This is a genomic window from Cupriavidus ulmosensis (assembly GCF_977008105.1).
In genome coordinates, this window is the sequence record NZ_CDRMWP010000003.1 from 13,875 (window position 1) to 30,737 (window position 16,863).

Annotated in this window: 15 protein-coding genes; 13 read left to right on the plus strand and 2 right to left on the minus strand. The window is 63.1% G+C overall.

Annotated features, from left to right (window positions below; translation table 11 throughout):
• Positions 1–348, minus strand: a complete 348-nt coding sequence (locus ACWTPI_RS34010) for a hypothetical protein (RefSeq protein ID WP_059414579.1) — start codon at positions 346–348, stop codon at positions 1–3.
• A 15-nt stretch (positions 349–363) separates the two neighbouring features.
• Positions 364–1,416 carry a CpaF family protein gene (locus tag ACWTPI_RS34015; protein WP_059414576.1) on the minus strand — a complete coding sequence of 351 codons (1,053 nt, stop codon included), beginning with the start codon at positions 1,414–1,416 and terminating at the stop codon, positions 364–366.
• Positions 1,417–2,109: 693 nt separating this feature from the next.
• Here ACWTPI_RS34015 and iscB (ACWTPI_RS34020) point away from each other — a divergent pair.
• The 13 genes from iscB (ACWTPI_RS34020) (at position 2,110) to ACWTPI_RS34080 (ending at position 16,863) form a co-directional block, all read left to right on the plus strand.
• Entirely contained in the window at positions 2,110–3,528 is a 1,419-nt protein-coding gene (gene iscB / locus ACWTPI_RS34020; protein WP_082080039.1) for an RNA-guided endonuclease IscB, read from the plus strand.
• Complete coding sequence (locus ACWTPI_RS34025) at positions 3,525–4,232, plus strand: type IV secretion system protein (protein WP_059414574.1); 708 nt, start codon at positions 3,525–3,527, stop codon at positions 4,230–4,232. The genes iscB (ACWTPI_RS34020) and ACWTPI_RS34025 overlap by 4 nt, the downstream gene beginning before the upstream one ends.
• A 22-nt stretch (positions 4,233–4,254) precedes the next feature.
• Entirely contained in the window at positions 4,255–5,163 is a 909-nt protein-coding gene (locus ACWTPI_RS34030) for a TrbG/VirB9 family P-type conjugative transfer protein (protein WP_059414571.1), read from the plus strand.
• Positions 5,163–6,410: a TrbI/VirB10 family protein gene (locus ACWTPI_RS34035; RefSeq protein WP_059414565.1), complete on the plus strand. Its 1,248-nt coding sequence runs from the start codon at positions 5,163–5,165 to the stop codon at positions 6,408–6,410. Before ACWTPI_RS34030 ends, ACWTPI_RS34035 begins: the two co-directional genes overlap by 1 nt.
• Positions 6,403–7,212, plus strand: coding sequence for a transglycosylase SLT domain-containing protein (locus ACWTPI_RS34040; protein WP_059414560.1), 810 nt, complete (start codon positions 6,403–6,405; stop codon positions 7,210–7,212). Before ACWTPI_RS34035 ends, ACWTPI_RS34040 begins: the two co-directional genes overlap by 8 nt.
• On the plus strand, positions 7,209–8,468 hold the full coding sequence (locus ACWTPI_RS34045; RefSeq protein WP_059414556.1) for a hypothetical protein: 1,260 nt from the start codon (positions 7,209–7,211) through the stop codon (positions 8,466–8,468). Before ACWTPI_RS34040 ends, ACWTPI_RS34045 begins: the two co-directional genes overlap by 4 nt.
• Entirely contained in the window at positions 8,465–8,893 is a 429-nt protein-coding gene (locus ACWTPI_RS34050; protein WP_059414553.1) for a lytic transglycosylase domain-containing protein, read from the plus strand. The genes ACWTPI_RS34045 and ACWTPI_RS34050 overlap by 4 nt, the downstream gene beginning before the upstream one ends.
• Positions 8,894–8,909: 16 nt before the next feature.
• Positions 8,910–9,530 carry a toxin co-regulated pilus biosynthesis Q family protein gene (locus ACWTPI_RS34055; protein ID WP_059414551.1) on the plus strand — a complete coding sequence of 207 codons (621 nt, stop codon included), beginning with the start codon at positions 8,910–8,912 and terminating at the stop codon, positions 9,528–9,530.
• A gap of 17 nt (positions 9,531–9,547) precedes the next feature.
• Entirely contained in the window at positions 9,548–11,332 is a 1,785-nt protein-coding gene (locus tag ACWTPI_RS34060) for a protein PilN (RefSeq protein ID WP_059414550.1), read from the plus strand.
• Positions 11,329–12,669 carry a type 4b pilus protein PilO2 gene (locus ACWTPI_RS34065; protein ID WP_059414547.1) on the plus strand — a complete coding sequence of 447 codons (1,341 nt, stop codon included), beginning with the start codon at positions 11,329–11,331 and terminating at the stop codon, positions 12,667–12,669. The genes ACWTPI_RS34060 and ACWTPI_RS34065 overlap by 4 nt, the downstream gene beginning before the upstream one ends.
• A 310-nt stretch (positions 12,670–12,979) precedes the next feature.
• A complete protein-coding gene (gene iscB, locus ACWTPI_RS34070; protein ID WP_082080036.1) occupies positions 12,980–14,398 on the plus strand; it encodes an RNA-guided endonuclease IscB in 1,419 nt (472 codons plus the stop codon).
• Complete coding sequence (locus tag ACWTPI_RS34075; RefSeq protein ID WP_063923077.1) at positions 14,395–15,024, plus strand: hypothetical protein; 630 nt, start codon at positions 14,395–14,397, stop codon at positions 15,022–15,024. The genes iscB (ACWTPI_RS34070) and ACWTPI_RS34075 overlap by 4 nt, the downstream gene beginning before the upstream one ends.
• Positions 15,025–15,030: 6 nt before the next feature.
• The gene (locus tag ACWTPI_RS34080) at positions 15,031–16,863 is read left to right on the plus strand and encodes an ATPase, T2SS/T4P/T4SS family (protein WP_059414543.1); all 1,833 of its coding nucleotides are present in this window, start codon (positions 15,031–15,033) and stop codon (positions 16,861–16,863) included.

Here is a 16,863-nt window from a genome sequence, read left to right on the forward strand (position 1 = left end):
CTAGAACCCCGTGCAGGCGGCACCAATGCCGAACTGCTTCATGATCGACGGCGCCGCAGCCGCGAGGCCGACACCCATGATCAGGACCGACAGAACCTTTATCAGCGTGGATTCGGAGGCAGCGTAAGAAATAAAACCGAAGACCAAGAGGACGAGACCGCCAACGAATAGGTACTTCGTGTTGATAAACGTCGCAAGACCGCAGACGAAGATCCCGAGATTCGAGAAGGCGGCAATCTCTTGGGCGAAAGCGGGGGGAGCGACGGTGAGAAGCGCGGCCAGCAATACGACCGGGGCGGTGTATTCGCGAACGATCGGTGCAGTGCGGTGGAAGGTGCGATTCAGCATGATTTGGTTTCGTGGTCAAAAAACGCGTTGGAGGTCATATCCGTTCTTGCGCGCTCCCTTGATCTCGACGATCTCGGAAACGTGTCTGGTCTCTCCCGTGCGGCGCATGTGCACCACATAGTTGAAACTCTCGGCGATCAGCTTCCGCATGTCGTCGAGTTCCCAGCGGGAGCCTTGGGGGATGCCGAGCATGGCCAAGCTTTCCAGCCGGGCCAGCGCCGCAGGCGCGCTGTTGGCGTGAAGGGACGCCATACCGCCGTCATGTCCGGTATTGAGGGCCTGAAGCAGGTCGAACGCTTCTCCACCGCGGACTTCGCCCACGAGAATCCGGTCAGGCCGAAAGCGCAAGCTCAGCGCGACGAGTTGCTGCGTCGTGACATTCTTGTCGGTGTTCGAAAGCAGCCGGACCGTGTTCGGTACTTGCGGCTTGAGTTCCATCGTGTCTTCGATTGTCACGACCCGCTCGGATGGCGGGATCACTTCGACGAGTGCGTTCAGGAAGGTGGTCTTCCCGGATGAAGTACCGCCGGCGACCAGAACGCTTTTCCGGCGAACTACCAACTGTGTCAGAGCGTCCGCCAACGCTTCGTCTTCGACGACTCCGTTGAAGATAGGCCGATCGGCCTCGGCGCTTCGGGCGTGGCGCAACGAGAAGGCGCCGGCTTGTGCGTAGTCGGCGAGGCTCAGCTTTGTATCCCGATGCCGCCGGATACTCAGCGCGTGGCCGTCGATCGCAGTCGGCTGCATGACCGCGGCGATACGCAAGCCCTTGTGGCCAGCGTTGATGATCCCCTGGGACGTGCCGCGGACGGCGGACTTCTGCACTGACGAGGCCAGGGCGCGCACTGCGCCTTCGACCTTGGCTGGTTCGAGTTCGATATCCAGCCGGAGCAGCTCGCCTCGTCGCTCAATCCATACGCTGCGGTGGTTGTTGATCATGATCTCGGCGACGTCGGGCGCCTCGAAGTGCGGGCGAATGGGAGACAGCGACTCGAAGAACATCGCGACGGCGCTCTCTTCGAGTTGACTCAACTGCAGGAAAGGGTGGTTGGCGGCTACTGGATCCATGCCCGCTATTGTTGGCGGGCTTGATCGCCGCGTGTGGAGCGAAAGCTATGCGATCTTCGTGAGCATTCGGCAAAAATGCGAATGCGCTTTCGCTGTTCCGTTCGACGCCAATATCACGATATTGAGTTGATCTCGGAAAGGCGCACTCAAAATGCCAGCTTTCGGTCAAAAACCCGTTCTTGGCCACGAGACGCCATAGAGAGAGGGTCGAAGAGGTCTTCGCCAGGTAGTCGAACGAGTCGAGGTCAGCGGCCCGAGGGGCGGGCGATGCGCGAGGACCTCATCGAAGGCAGATAGGCGATTTAAAGCGGAATGCTCTCGAAAATCGCATAGCTTTCGACCCTCTGCGTTGGGGCTTTCGCTGTTTCAATTGGCGGCATCCAAGAGGAAGTCGCCGGGCGTCAATAACCCCTCCCTGAAGGGAGGGGCTTGAGGGAGCAATCCCGAGAGCCCGAGATTGACCAGGGCAAGCGGTAACCAGCCCGCTACGTTGTGCAGAAGTGCGCAGACCCACCGCCGAATGCTTCCTCAGTTCGGCGCTCTGGAAGCGATGGCGGCAGACAAGCCACGGGTAGGCACGAAACGGGCTATCGCCGGGAGTCATCCCAATCTGCTGCACAACCTGCCCGAGGGGAGACCTTCCGTGAGGAAGGCGTTACAAGGCCCGTAAGGGCACTTATATAGGAGCCGATCATGTCGGTTTTTGTTCTGGACAAGCATGGCAAGCCGCTCATGCCATGCACCGAGAAGCGCGCTCGATTGCTGCTTGAGCGTCGCCGGGCGCGCGTGCATCGCGTTGTGCCGGCCGTTATCCGTCTGGTTGACCGCACGGTCGATGACTGCGAGTTTCAGCCCCTGCGTATCAAGTTGGACCCAGGCAGCAAGATGACCGGGGGGGCGCTAGTGCGCGATACGGAGCTGGCTTGCTCCGTATCCGGGGAGATCCGACGTGGTGCGGCAGTGTTGAACCTGTTCGAACTCGTGCATCGTGGCGGCCAGATCAGCGAAGGGCTGACGGCTCGCCGTTCCATGCGCCGGCGTCGCCGCGGCGCAAACTTGCGCTATCGGGCGCCGCGTCTCCTGAATCGCACACGCCCTGCGGGCTGGCTCGCGCCATCGCTCCAGCATCGCGTGGACACGACGATGGCATGGGTTCAGCGCATCCGCCGTTGGGCTCCCGTCAATGGCGTCTCGTCTGAGCTGGTGCGCTTTGACATGCAGGCAATGGAAAATCCGGAAATTTCTGGCGTCGAGTACCAACAGGGTACGCTCGCCGGTTACGAGGTGCGCGAATACCTGCTCGAGAAGTGGGGACGCACATGCATCTATTGCGACGCGACGGACCGCCCGCTTCAGATCGAGCACTTGACCGCAACGGCAAATGGCGGCACGAACCGCATCGGCAACCTTGGACTGGCTTGCGGCCCCTGCAACCAGGACAAGGGTGCAAATGACGTACGCGAGTACGTCGACGACCCGAAACGTCTGGCCCGCATACTTGCGGCCGCATCGCGTCCGCTGAAGGATGCCGCTGCCGTCAACGCGACGCGCTGGGCATTGGCGAACGCTTTGCGGGCCACGGGCCTGCCACTTGAACTCGCCTCGGGAGGCCGAACCAAGTTCAACCGGGCCGCGCACACCATTCCAAAGACCCATGCACTGGATGCGGCGTGCGTCGGCGACCTTAACGCCATCACCGGCTGGCAGCGCCCCACTCTTGAAGTGAAAGCGACGGGGCGTGGCAGCTACCAGCGCACGCGGCTGACTGCCTCGGGGTTCCCGCGCGGTTACTTGATGCGCCAGAAGCAGGTTAAGGGATTCCAGACAGGCGACCGGGTGCACGCTGTCGTGCCAAGCGGAAAGAAGGCCGGTACCTATGCGGGCCGCGTTGCAGTACGGGCATCCGGTTCATTCAACATCCAAACGCCGAACGGTGTCGTACAGGGCATCAGTCATCGCCATTGCTCGCTGGTGCAGCGGGCCGATGGATATGGCTACCACTTTCGTTCCAAAGATCGCCTCTACAAAGGAGAAGCGGGAGAAGGGCGTGCTGCGCACGCCGCGCTATCCATCCCCGTCCTGAAGGACGGGGTTTCCCGCGCATCCCGATGAAGCTCTTCTCCAAGAAATCCGATCAGACCAAAGCCGTGGCTGTGGCACCGGGGATGTATGCCGGTGAGAGCCCCGAGAAGCTCATTTTCGACCGGACCACGCGTATCGTCGTTGATCGGAACCACTGGAAGATCGCCACCTTCGTTGCTGCTGTTCTGGCGTTGGCGGCAATCATGACGCGCGAAGCGCCACCGTCGGTCGTAAAGGTGGTTGGCGTGTCGAGCGATGCGACCGGCAAGCCGATCACGCGCGAGCTCGAATCCTACGTGCCGCAGAGTCTGCAACTGCAATGGGCGTTCAAGGACCTGGTGATGCGCATGTACACCATCGAACCGATCCTTACCCCGCAGATCGAGGATTCCCGGATGTCGCGGACCCTGCGGACGGTGCGAGACCAGATGATCGGGTCTGCACGCGACCAGTTTCAGTCATGGGTCGACGACGATGCACCGTTTCGTGCCATCAGCGCCTCGCCGACCCTGGTCCGAGAGCCAAAGGTGACGAACATCGCGGTGCTTCCTGACAACACGGTAGTGGTCGAGTTCATCACCACCACAACGGAAGATGGGTTCAAGCCTCGCCGCCAGCGGTACGCGATCACGTTTCGATACCAGGTGAAGCCACCGCAGAGCGACGCAGCGCTCGGCCCCAACCCGTTCGGCATCTACCCAGTTTTCTTCAGCATTCAAAAGTCTGCCGTCTGACGACGGCTCTGGCCCGCTCGCTATGGAATCTCGTATCACTTCCCGGTTCACCGCCATTGCCCTAGCCCTTGCAGTGGCCATGCTGTTGTCGTCCCCCGAGGGGCATACCGCTGAAAAACCGCAAGCCGGAAAACTGGGGCTGCCTGGTTTGGGCATTGGCAGTCTCAGCGACGCCATGAATCCTGCCAATCCGTTCAACGGCGGGGTGGAGCCGATCGCGTTGCCGGGCGACTCCCGACTTGTGGTTTTTACCTACAACCGCGACCAGATCTTCCGCGTGCTCAGCGCGCCGCTGAAGATGACCACAATCGAGTTCCCGGACGACGAGCAAATCGTGGGCGACCCGGCGTGGGGTGAGAGTGTCCGGTGGGACTACGATACCGACGGTGCAAACCATCTGTATGTAAAACCTCAGGCCCCTGGTTTGGTCAACACCTTGTCGGTGAACACCAACAAGCGTAGCTACGAATTCACGCTGGTCTCGTCCCCCTTGGGCGGCATTTTTTACCAGAAGGTTCGCTTTCGAATTCCGGCCTCGATTTCTGCGAAGGTAAGAGCGCGCAACGAGGGACGATCCGAACGTGCTGAGCAGGCAGAGGTCGAGGGAGGGCCGGATGCGCACGTGGGAGGCGCCGATACCGTTGCAGTCTCTCCGGAGAAGCTCAATTTCGACTACAACATTTCCGGTAGCGCGGATTTCAAACCGGAGACGGTCTTCGACGACGGCAAGTCTGTCTGGCTGCGGATCCCAAATGGCGCCGACTGGCCGGTAGCTCTGATAAAGGACGGTAGCGATTTCGTCGTGGTCAATTTCATCCGTCGCGGCGACTACCTGGTGGTGCAGCGGCTGGCCGCGACCATCGCGCTGCGTTCGGGCGACGCGGAGGTGAAGGTTGAGCGCGGCCGTCGTCGCATCCTGGGGCTGTTCTGATGCGTCGCGACAGGGGCAACCGGGACAAGAACGTCTCCGATGTGAGCGACGCGCAGGAGCGCACCGTCAAGGGCAAGCTGCCGCGCAATATCGTGTATTCACTGGGTGCAGTGGCAGCGGTGCTGGTGGGCGTGCTCGGCTACTTCTATCAGTCGCAGGCCGATGCAAAGCTGGACGCGAAGGCCGAGGAGGATCGCGCGGCTCAGCTCAAGCAACGCGCGGACACTGCCGAGGGCGGACAGTCCCTTGATCGGACCATCCGCGATCAGCAGCAAAAGGCACGCGAAGAAGCGGAGCGGCAGCGGCAACTTGCGGTGAAGCCGGACGCCGGTGGCAAGACACCTGTGATGACGGCGCGCGATCTTGGCGGCCAGGTGGAGAAATCGGGCCCAGATGCGGCCAAGAATGAGCTTGACTCCATCTACACCTCACCGGTTTTCAAGACGGGTAACCGGAAGTCCCAGATCAACCAGGTCAAGGCCCCCTCCGCGGGCCTCGTGGATGTCACGGACCCCGTGCAGATGCGGTTACTGCAGCAGGCGGCGGCCGCGCGCACGGCTGCCGCGACTGCGGCCGCGACGAACGAACCCACGGCCGCGTCCATCTCGAGCGACAAGCAGTTTCTGAAAGACGCGGCGGCAGCGTCCACGCAGCGGACGAGCTTTGATGGCAAGTTGCCCAAGTGCACCCTCAGTCGCGGGTTCGTCATCCCGGCCAACTTCGTTGGGGGCATGAATTCGGACAAGCCGGGCGAGTTTCGCGCGACGGTAACGCAGGATGTGTACGACACGGTGAAGGGGGACTGCAGAGTCATCCCTGCCGGCTCGACGCTGGTCGGCGTCTACAACAGCGATATCGCAGTCGGGCAAGAGCGGCTTCTCGCGGCGTTCATCCGAATGCAGCTCCCGAACAAGAAGACCGTACCGCTGCTCGGCATGCAGGGCGCTGATCCGAATGGTTATGCGGGCATCAGCGGCGACGTCAATAGCCATTTCTGGAAGATCTTCGGGGGAGCGCTTGTCATTGGCGCGTTGCAGCTTCGCTTCAACGACACCCCCACGGCCACCACGTTCGGCGCCGGCGGGGTGACGGCATATAGCAACGCAGCCGGGCAGGTGGCCACGCAGACGGCCCAAACGATTCTGAATCGCAATCAGGGGATTCGGCCGACCATCACTACGAAACCGGGCCAGAAGATGATGGTCCAGGTCAATCACGACATGGTGCTGGAGCCATATCGTGATTAAGTACATTCGCTCCTCTCTCTCGGTGCTTGCTCTTGGCGCCGCCTGCGCGCACGCGGCGACGATCGAGGCAGTCATTAGCCCGAACGCAATCGTGGTCCGTGCCGACGGCCAGCCACGGGTGCACACGATCGAAGGCCGCCCAGTCCTGTACTGCGGGCTGGACGCATTTCTCGGCTGGTCGGCGAAGTTGATCGGGGCGCAGATCGGGCCTGGTGGCGCCGCCGGCGCAGAGGTCACGCTCGGCGGCACGAAGCAGCCGATCGCAACGCTGCTTGCCCGCGAAGGCTGGTTGCGGCCGGCCGCGCTGGTCGAAGCAGCTCAGGCCGCGATGACGGAGCGACAGGGCGGATGGGCCTGCGCACCGAAGACGGAAGCGTTTTCGCAGATGAGCGAGCGGATCGATCCCAAGATACTAGCCGGCATCGCGATGAACGAGTCAGCGTATCGCGGCAGGCCGTGGCCGTGGACGCTCAACGTTGCTGGTCGCGGGATGTTCTTTGCTACGCGTGAGGACGCCTATGCGGCGATCCAACAACTCATTTCTGCACAACGGTGCGATTTCGATGTCGGTCTCATGCAGGTCAACTGGTGCTACCACGGCCGGCGCTTCGAGTCGGCCTGGGCCGCCCTCGCGCCGGCGACGAACATCCGCGTCGCGGAAAGCATTTTGGCAGAGAACCTGCAGCGTAGCGGCTCTTCGGTCAAGGCCGTGGCCTGGTACCACAGTGCCGACCCCGCGCGCGGCGGCCCGTACTTCCAGCGCTTCATGAATCATCTCTCGCAGTTGGAATCAAAAAAATGATCAAACGGCTCCTCCTCTCCGCGCTGGTGTTGGCAGCGAGCGGAACCGCGCTCGCGGCAGATACGGACCCGCTCGATTTCGACTATCAGGTGGTCGCGCGGGCGGTGGACCGGCCGGCGCTGATCTTCAATGACGGTTCGGCAACCTATATCCAGCCGCGTTCCGGCCAGCAGGTCCAGGCCGAAGGCGCACAGCAGAACGGCCCGTATTGGGTAGTGGACGGTGTGCCGGACGTGGTGCGATACACCGTCAGCGGGCAATTGGTCGTTGCCCGGTGGAAGCGGGCCAACGGTTTCACGTCGGAGCCTGCCAATTCGGTCGGGGACCTTCCGAGTTCCTTGGCGGCTATCTCGGGGCGCATCGCCCTGATCGGGAGCTACACGAACCTTCCGCTGGTGAGGCCTGGCCGTTCGGCGCTGCCGCTGGCGCAGATGGTCCGGACCATCGCGCCGACCGGTTGGAGCGGCACCGCACAGAAGGATATCGCACTGACCGACGACGTGAGTATCGACACGCACGGCGGCGAAAACTGGCTTCAGGTGTTGGGTCGGGTGCTTGAGCAGCGCAATCTGTACGCCGAGGTCGATTTCGGGCGGAGAAACATTGCGCTGCGCGGCACGCCGCCCAAGGGCTTCGCGGTAGAGGGCGTCGCCCGCGGCTCCGCGCCGGTGGCGGGACGGCTGGAAGTGGCAGCGCCGGCGCAGGTGAAGGAAGACGCTGCGGGCCCGGCGATTGCGTCCGTCGGAAGTGCTCTTCCTGAGGGCCCGTCTCTGGCGAGCGCGTTCGACGCCATGGCGATCCGGGATGCGAAGAACGGAAAGATCGAAATCCGCTTTGACGAACAGCCGAAGGGCCTCGTAGTGCGGGATGTTGGCGGCAAGGTGCTCGATCTGGACTGGAACGATGCCGAGAGAGTACTCAGCTTCGCCACTGTCGATCAGTTCAGTGTGACCGGCGGTGGCAAGTCCGTCGAAGTCGCGCGCGTTCCCGGTATCGCCTATCTGTTTCCAACGGAGAACGGTGCCGGCCTCGAGCGCATCTTCGAGAAGGACGGCGCAACGTACCTGAGCTTTGCGAAGTCGATGGCGAGCATCTCGGTGTTCGGCGAAAGCCGGGAGGGTCGTGGCGAGCAAAAGGACCGCTTCTACAGGTTCAACGGGATCTCGGATCACCTCACGGTCATCGCTGACGGCAATGTAGTCCAGGTCGATCGCGTGCCGGAAGTGCGCTTCTACGAGCGAGCAGCGGCCCGATGACGCGCGTCCAATCCGTTCTGAGCGCGGCGGTCATCGTGCTTGCCCCTGCAGCGCATGCCGATTGTCTAGACGACGCCGCGCAATACCAGCAGTTGAGCCCGGTCCTGCTGCGTGCGATCGCGCAGCACGAGTCCGGCATGCGAGCGAGTGCAGTGAATCGCAATGCCAATGGCACCGAGGACATCGGCCTCATGCAAATCAATTCGGTCCACCTGCCGAGGCTGGCCCGTTATGGCATCACGCGCCAGTCGCTCTTTGACCCATGCGTGAACGCCTATGTCGGCGCGTGGGTGCTACGAGATTGCCTTGACCGGAATGGTGCGACCTGGACCGCCGTGGGTTGTTACAACGCTGGCGCGCCCGAAAAAAGGCTGAGATACGCCACTCTCATCTACCAAGTGCTGCTGCGCACGCAGACCCGATAACCGAAGGAACGCAACCATGTCTCAGTATTCTCGCCATCCCCGGCTCGGCCGGATTCTGGCCACCGTCGGGGTGATCGCCGCCAGCGCGTGTGCAAATGCCGCAGTGGTGGCCTCGCCGTTCGGCGTCGAGCCTGTCGGCAGCTTCGAGCCTACTAAGCCACTCTCGGGTTCTGGCTGGCAGCCGCTGGCCAGCGTGACGAAGCGCAGCGTGCCTGCTCCTGCAGTGTCGGTGCCGGTTGCTCCTACCGTAGTGGCGCCCAGCACCGTGCCGGTAGCGGCGGTGTCCCTCATCGACTCGAAGAGCGATATCGTGCCGGCTGCCGTGCCCGGTCCCATTGCAACGGTGCCTAGCGAGCCGGCCGCGCCGACGAGCTGGGTGGTGTCCCCGGGCGACGGCACGTTCCGCCAGGTCATCGAAGGATGGGCACCGCGCGCCGGTTGGACGTTGGCGCCGTGGGAGTTGGACAGCGATGTCCCCGTGGAGGGAGCCGACAGCTTCGACGGTGACTTCAAGGCAGCCGTGCGCCATCTGCTCGCTTCGACGGAACTGACCGACTTCGCTCTGCAGCCGTGCTTCTACTCGAACAAGCGCGTGCGGGTGGTCAAGGCCACCACGAAGTGCGACCCGAGCCAATAACCGGATCTCAACTCGAAATGACACTAAAAACTCTCGCGCGTCCCGTCGCTGGCGCGCTGCTGACCACGATGATCCTCTCGGGCTGCGTTTCGCCGCAACTGCTCGAAGGCAACCAGAAGGCCGTCGATACCCTGCAGGCCAGTTCGGACCAGATGACCGATTCGCTGTACGCGCGCATGCGCAGGGACCGCGCCGCGATCGAGCGCGCGCAAGAGGTGGACAAGCCCTTCCTGGCCGGCCGCGCGGTGCCCACTTCGAGGAATGTGACGCTCCCGCTCGCGCTGCGCAAGGATGTCGACACCTTGATCGTCTTCCCGGACCGGTCCATGCCGCTGGCGGTGGCCGGTCAGCGTATCACCATGGCCACCGGCATTCCGGTCAAGATCGAAAACGATGTGTACCTTCCTCCGGCTGCGCTCATGCCGCGCGGCGCAGCCGCGGCGACTGCGAACAGCCGGACGGCCAATGGTAGTTCGCCGAGCATGGCACCGACGATCGGCCCGGCGCCGACGCTAGGCGGCCCGCTTCCGGCCGGACTCGCTAGCGCCGCCGGCGGGACCGCGAACCAGGCTGTTCCGCTCGTTGAAACCGCCCTGAATGTCGAGTTCAAGCAAAGCGAGAAGATGCCGCTGGCCACGATGCTCGACCTCATCGCCACGCGGCTGTCGATCAACTGGGAATATGTGCCGAGCAAGAGCGTCATCCGCTTCTACCGCCTCTCCACCAAGATGTGGCAACTGCCCATCCGCCCGGGGAAGAGTTCGTTCACGACAGAGTTCCGTCAAACCACCCAAGCCAACGGCACCAGTGGCAGCGCGGCCGGGCAGGCCGTCCAGATCGATACGGCGACCAAGGCAGAGGCAAAGGATCTGGACGACTTCGAGAACATCGGAAAGAGCATCGAGCCGGTGCTGACTGTGTCCGGCTCTATGTCGATCAATCCGTCGACGGGCTTGCTGGCCCTGACCGACACGAAGGAAGCCGTGGATAGGGCGGACGAGATCGTCCGCAAACAGATTGCAATCTATTCGCGCATGGTCTACGCGAAATTCCAGACGGTGGACTTCACGATCACCGACAGCGGGCAGGCAGGAGCGGACTGGAACGTCCTGCTGACCAAGGCGCTGCAACACGTCCCGGGCTTTTCGCTGACCGCACTGTCGCCGACATCTCTGGTCGGCGCCGATGCCGGGAGCGTGGGCATGTCCATTACGTCTGGCGGCTTCAATGGGACGCAGGCGATCATCAACGCGCTCAAACAGTACGGGACTGCGACCACGTCGACGACGGTGCCGATTGCAATGCGCAACCGCCACGGCGCGCAGTACAACACGCGGCGTCAGTTTACGTACGTGTCGAACACCACTCCTGCAGCATCGACGGTGGGCGGCACTGGCGGAACCCCGGGGATCACAACGTCGACAGGAACGGTCGGCTTCAAGTTGGCTTTGTTCCCCGATGCCACCTCTCGCGATGACGTAAATATGACCATCGCGTTCGACAAATCGGACCTCGATGGTCCAATCCAGTCCAGGACCTCGGGCACTGGCGCGTTTCAGCAAACGGTCGAGGTTCCGAAGATCGCCGGTAATGGTATCAACGGGCAGGAAGTGACGGTCCGGAACGGTCAGACCGTGATCGTGACGGCGTTCGACCAGAACGACACCTCCACGACGCACCGTACGTTGGCCGAACACCTGCCGTTGCTGGCCGGCGGCAGTCTGGCTGCAACGCGCTCGCGCACCTTCACGCTGGTGCTGCTGACCGTGATGGTGCAGGACCAGGGAGCACTGGGACAATGATCCTCGACATCCACGGCAAAAAGGTTGCCTTCGGGATGCAATGGCGGACGCTGACCGGCAGCGACGCGCCGGCAGCGCTTTCTGCTCGCGTCGCGAAGGAAGTCCGCGCCACCCGGATCTGGCACGAAGAGTCGGCCTTGCACATGGGCTATCTCGGGCCTGCCGATGCCCAGGTGAAGCTCAAGGACAAGCTGTACTCGGCGGCGGCCGCGCTCGCGCGCATTCCCCAACTGTCCCCGAATGCCTTGTTCGTGTTCCACCTGCAGGCACACGGAACTCACGTCGGGTACTTGGTCTGTGGGATCGTGAAGGGCCGGCCACGGGTAGGCTTTGACCAGGTGATCAGCGACGAGCGGGAACTGGCGGCGCTGGTGGTGGATTTTGTCTCGAAGTGCGACGGCCAATTCAAGCTGGCGGGCAATGCTCCCGAGATTCAGGGGCTATTCCCGCCCGATACGCGCGCTGTCCACGTGCCGTTCACGCTCGAGCAGATCGCGGAGGGCCTGGGTCCACACGCCCTCCTGAAGAGGCCGAGCGCCATCACGCAGCGCAAGCAGACCATCGTGCTTGGCGTGCTCGCCGTGCTTGGTATCGTCGGTTGGCAGTACAGCGCGCAGGCCTATCGCGCCTATCAGGCAAAGATGCACCCGCCTCCGCCGCAGAAGTCTCCGGCCGAACTCTACGCGGAGGACATAGCCTCCCGTGCAAGCGTGCCGGTCGCGCTCGCGTCCACCGCAGTCCCTCGTTTCATGGCCTGGTTCACGAGCGCGGTACCGCTGCAGATCGGTGGGTGGACGCTCAAGACAGTGGCCTGCGACCGGGTCGTCACGCCGAGGACTGCTTGCACGCTGGTCTACGAGGTCAAGGCCACGACCAAGGGCGCGACCAATATGACTTTTCTGGCTGCGTTGCCGGATGACATGGCCAACCCGATCTTCCGCAACGAGGACAAGGAAGTGGTGGTGCAGGGCGGTTTCGACGTGGGTCCGGAGATACGACTGACGGCGCTGCTGGTTCAACCGCCCAAGCCGATGGCCTTGCGTGCGGGATTCGGCTCGACGCTGCAGACGCTGCGCCCGGTCGCCGGCAAGGCTGTGCTGGGAGATGCGGCCCTGTTCGGCGTCATTCCCGCCGGTTCCATTGGGGTCGAGCATGCCTACCGGACCGCTTCGTGGCAACTGGAAGGGCCGATGCGCAACGCGACCGAAATCGTGGCGTTCCCACGCACCGTCACGCTCGACAAGATCGCGGTCACCGTCGATCTGGACGCGCAGCCTGCCCTCAAGCAATCCAAGTTCATGCTCGCGCTCAACGGCACGGCCTACGCGCAAGACTGACGACTGAGGAAACATTCGTCAATAACCCCTCCCTGAAGGGAGGGGCTTGAGGGAGCGATCCCAAGAGCCCGAGATTGACCAGGGCAAGCGGTAACCAGCCCGCTACGTTGTGCAGAAGTGCGCAGACCCACCGCCGAATGCTTCCTCAGTTCGGCGCTCTGGAAGCGATGGCGGCAGACAAGCCACGGGTAGGCACGAAACGGGCTATCGCCGGGAGTCATCCCAATCTGCTGCACAACCTGCCCGAGGGGAGACCTTCCGTGAGGAAGGCGTTACAAGGCCCGTAAGGGCACTTATATAGGAGCCGATCATGTCGGTTTTTGTTCTGGACAAGCATGGCAAGCCGCTCATGCCATGCACCGAGAAGCGCGCTCGATTGCTGCTTGAGCGTCGCCGGGCGCGCGTGCATCGCGTTGTGCCGGCCGTTATCCGTCTGGTTGACCGCACGGTCGATGACTGCGAGTTTCAGCCCCTGCGTATCAAGTTGGACCCAGGCAGCAAGATGACCGGGGGGGCGCTAGTGCGCGATACGGAGCTGGCTTGCTCCGTATCCGGGGAGATCCGACGTGGTGCGGCAGTGTTGAACCTGTTCGAACTCGTGCATCGTGGCGGCCAGATCAGCGAAGGGCTGACGGCTCGCCGCTCCATGCGCCGGCGTCGCCGCAGCGCGAACCTGCGCTATCGGGCGCCGCGCTTCCTGAATCGTACGCGCCCGGCAGGCTGGCTCGCGCCATCGCTCCAGCATCGCGTGGACACGACGATGGCATGGGTCCAGCGCATCCGCCGTTGGGCTCCCGTCAATGGCGTCTCGTCTGAGCTGGTGCGCTTTGACATGCAGGCAATGGAAAATCCGGAAATTTCTGGCGTCGAGTACCAACAGGGTACGCTCGCCGGTTACGAGGTGCGCGAATACCTGCTCGAAAAATGGAGGCGCACATGCATCTATTGCGACGCGACGGACCGCCCGCTTCAGATCGAGCACTTGACTGCGAGGGCAAAAGGCGGCACGAACCGCATCGGCAACCTTGGACTGGCTTGCGGCCCCTGCAACCAGGACAAGGGTGCAAAGGACATTCGTCAGTACGTCGACGACCCGAAACGTCTGGCCCGGATACTTGCGACCGCATCGCGTCCACTGACGGATGCCGCTGCCGTCAACGCGACGCGCTGGGCATTGGCGAACGCTTTGCGGGCCACGGGCCTGCCCCTTGAACTCGCCTCGGGAGGCCGAACCAAGTTCAACCGGGCCGCGTACACCATTCCAAAGACCCATGCACTGGATGCGGCGTGCGTCGGCGACGTCAACGCCATCACCGGCTGGCAGCGACCCACTCTTGAAGTGAAAGCGACGGGGCGTGGCAGCTACCAGCGCACGCGGCTGACTGCCTCGGGGTTCCCGCGCGGTTACTTGATGCGCCAGAAGCAGGTTAAGGGATTCCAAACAGGCGACCGAGTGCACGCTGTCGTGCCAAGCGGAAAGAAGGCCGGTACCTATGCGGGCCGCGTTGCAGTACGGGCATCAGGTTCATTCAACATCCAAACGCCGAATGGTGTCGTACAGGGCATCAGTCATCGCCATTGCTCGCTGGTGCAGCGGGCCGATGGATATGGCTACCACTTTCGAACCAAAGATAGCATCTACAAAGGAGAAGCGGGAGAAGGGCGTGCTGCGCACGCCGCGCTATCCATCCCCGTCCTGAAGGACGGGGTTTCCCGCGCATCCCGATGAAACGAACCTTGATCACCTTCGCGGCGCTCGCGCTGGCCAGTTCCTTCGGTGCACGAGCCGAGGAGGCGAAGCCGACGACCGAGACGCAGCGCCTGATCGCCAAGGATGCGCAATTGGCTGAGCAGCAGCTCGATCAGGAACTCGCCAAGGGCGCGCCGCCGCCCATCGTATCGGCCGCTCCTGCCGGCGCAGTCGCCGCTGTGCCCAAAGACCGGGGCCCTCAGACCGTGGCCGTTTATGGGGTGGACGCGTCCGCGCTCGGCATTCGCAAGGAATTGCGCGGCTATGTGCGCTGGCAGGGGCAACTGTATCCCGCCAAGGTGGGCGCCACGATCCGCGGGTACACGGTGGCGTCCGTGACGGAAAAGGGCACAACGCTCACGCGCGGAAAGGCCAAGCTGGTCGCCAACTTGGTGGAGGAGGACCTGACTGCGCTCCCGGGCCAACTGGTGGACCCCGAGCCGACGGTATCTCGTAAGGTCGATCCGGTGCCCGCGGGCGTTGGCGCGGGGATCGCGCCGACGGCACCGCAGCCGCAGCCCGGGATGCCGTTGCGGGCGCCGACGATGCCCGCGATGCAGCCAGCGCCGTTGCCTGTGGCAGCGTCCGCCACGGCCAAGAGCTGACGCAACATGCGATTCTTCTCCAAACGCGACACGGCGGCTCACAGCGTTCCCACAACGGGTGGTGTGACAGTGCTGTCGGGCGCAACGCCAGCGCTGGTGCAGACTGCACCGGCCGCTCCGCACGCTCATGCGACGTTACTTGGCGCAGCAGCTGCACCGGCTGACGGCGAAGAGATCCGAACCGTCGATGACCTGCCACAGTTCGTGCGGCCGCTATATGACGACCTTCGGATGTCTCCGTCATTGCGCCATGAGATTTGCCCGGTGCTGGTTAGCGAACCGAAGAGCGCCGGCGGCACAGAGCGCGGCGAATACGCACTGATTCTCACCCGCGAGATGCTCAGTTCGGACTTCACCGAAGAGATCCAACGCCAACTGCGCCTGCGCTATGACGCTGCCGCGAAGTGCGTCCACGTGGCAGCCGCGCAGGTCATGGTGACGCTTTCGCGTGGCAGTTTCGATTCGAGCGCCGGGCGGGAGGAGATTGCCGGCGGGATGGGTCGGCGGAGTGGAAGCGCCTTGTGGCAGAACTTCGAGTCCGCGATTCGGTTTGCTTTGACCGAAAACGCGTCGGACCTGCATTGGGAGGTGGCTGACCACGGTGGCATGTCGCAGATCCGCTTTGCGATCGACGGCCATCTGGTTGCCCCGCCCGAATTCCGAATGGAAACCGGCGTGCTGCTCGATACATTGGCTCATGTCTGGCAGAAAGGAAAGGGCGGATCGCAGGGCGTATTCAGTCGGGTGTTGCCGCAACAGACCAGCATTCGTGCCCGCGTCGACGACCAGGCGGTGGTGTTGCGCTGGGCGTCGATGCAGAGCGCCACCGGCCACGTGACGGTTATGCGTTTGCACCGCGAGGAGGTCGAAGACAGGACGGTCGATTTTGTGAAGGATCTGGGCTATTTCCCGAGCCAGGCGCAGATCATCGACCGCACTACGCTCCAGTTGGGCGGTGGCACCGTCTTCGTCGGGGTGGTTGGCTCTGGCAAGACCACGTCTGCACATGCCGTGATGCAGAAGTTGCCCGACTGGATGCACAAGATGGCGGTCGAAGACCCCGTTGAGCTGCTCGCGCGCGGCACGCATCATTTCTCGATCGCGCGGACACTGGATGGCGCGAATCGCGACGAAGACCCCTTCATCGCGGTCAAGCGTCAGATCAAGCGGATGAACCCGCATTTCGTGTCGATCGGTGAGGTGCGCGATCACGAGTCGGCGGGCCTCTTCCGTGACGTCGCTGGCGCGGGCCTGCGAGCGTTGACGACGGTGCACGCGCCGAGTGCACTGCAGGCGCCGGACCGTCTCTCGGATGGGGAACTGCAAATCCCGCGCAGCGTACTGGCCACGCCGGGCTTCGTGAACCTCTACGTCTACCAGGCACTCGTTCCCAAGACCTGCTCGTGCGGCCATCAGGGCGACGAGATGAAGCAGATTCTCGGCGCGGAGAAGCTGAAGCAGATAGAGCGGCTCTTCCAGTTCGACGTCGACGGCATGCGGGTTCGCAACATGGAAGGGTGCCCCCTGTGCCGCCGCCCCAATCTGCCGATGCTCAATGGCATCCGCGGTCGCACCGTGGCCGCCGAGATGTTCGAGCCAGACGAACAGGATCTCGCATACATCCGCGACGCGCGAAACCTGGAGCTCGCCGCCTACCAGCGCAGCAAGAGAGTGCTCGGATTCGACCAGCCCGACAGCACCGGCAAATCTTGCTTCGAGGTCGCGATGTACAACGTGTTCACCGGCGTCGTCGATCCGCGCGAGGCGGAGCGCCTGTGCTCGATGGATGCCTACGAGGCAAAGCTTGCGCGTCGCAAGATGCGCCACGATGGAGCGTGA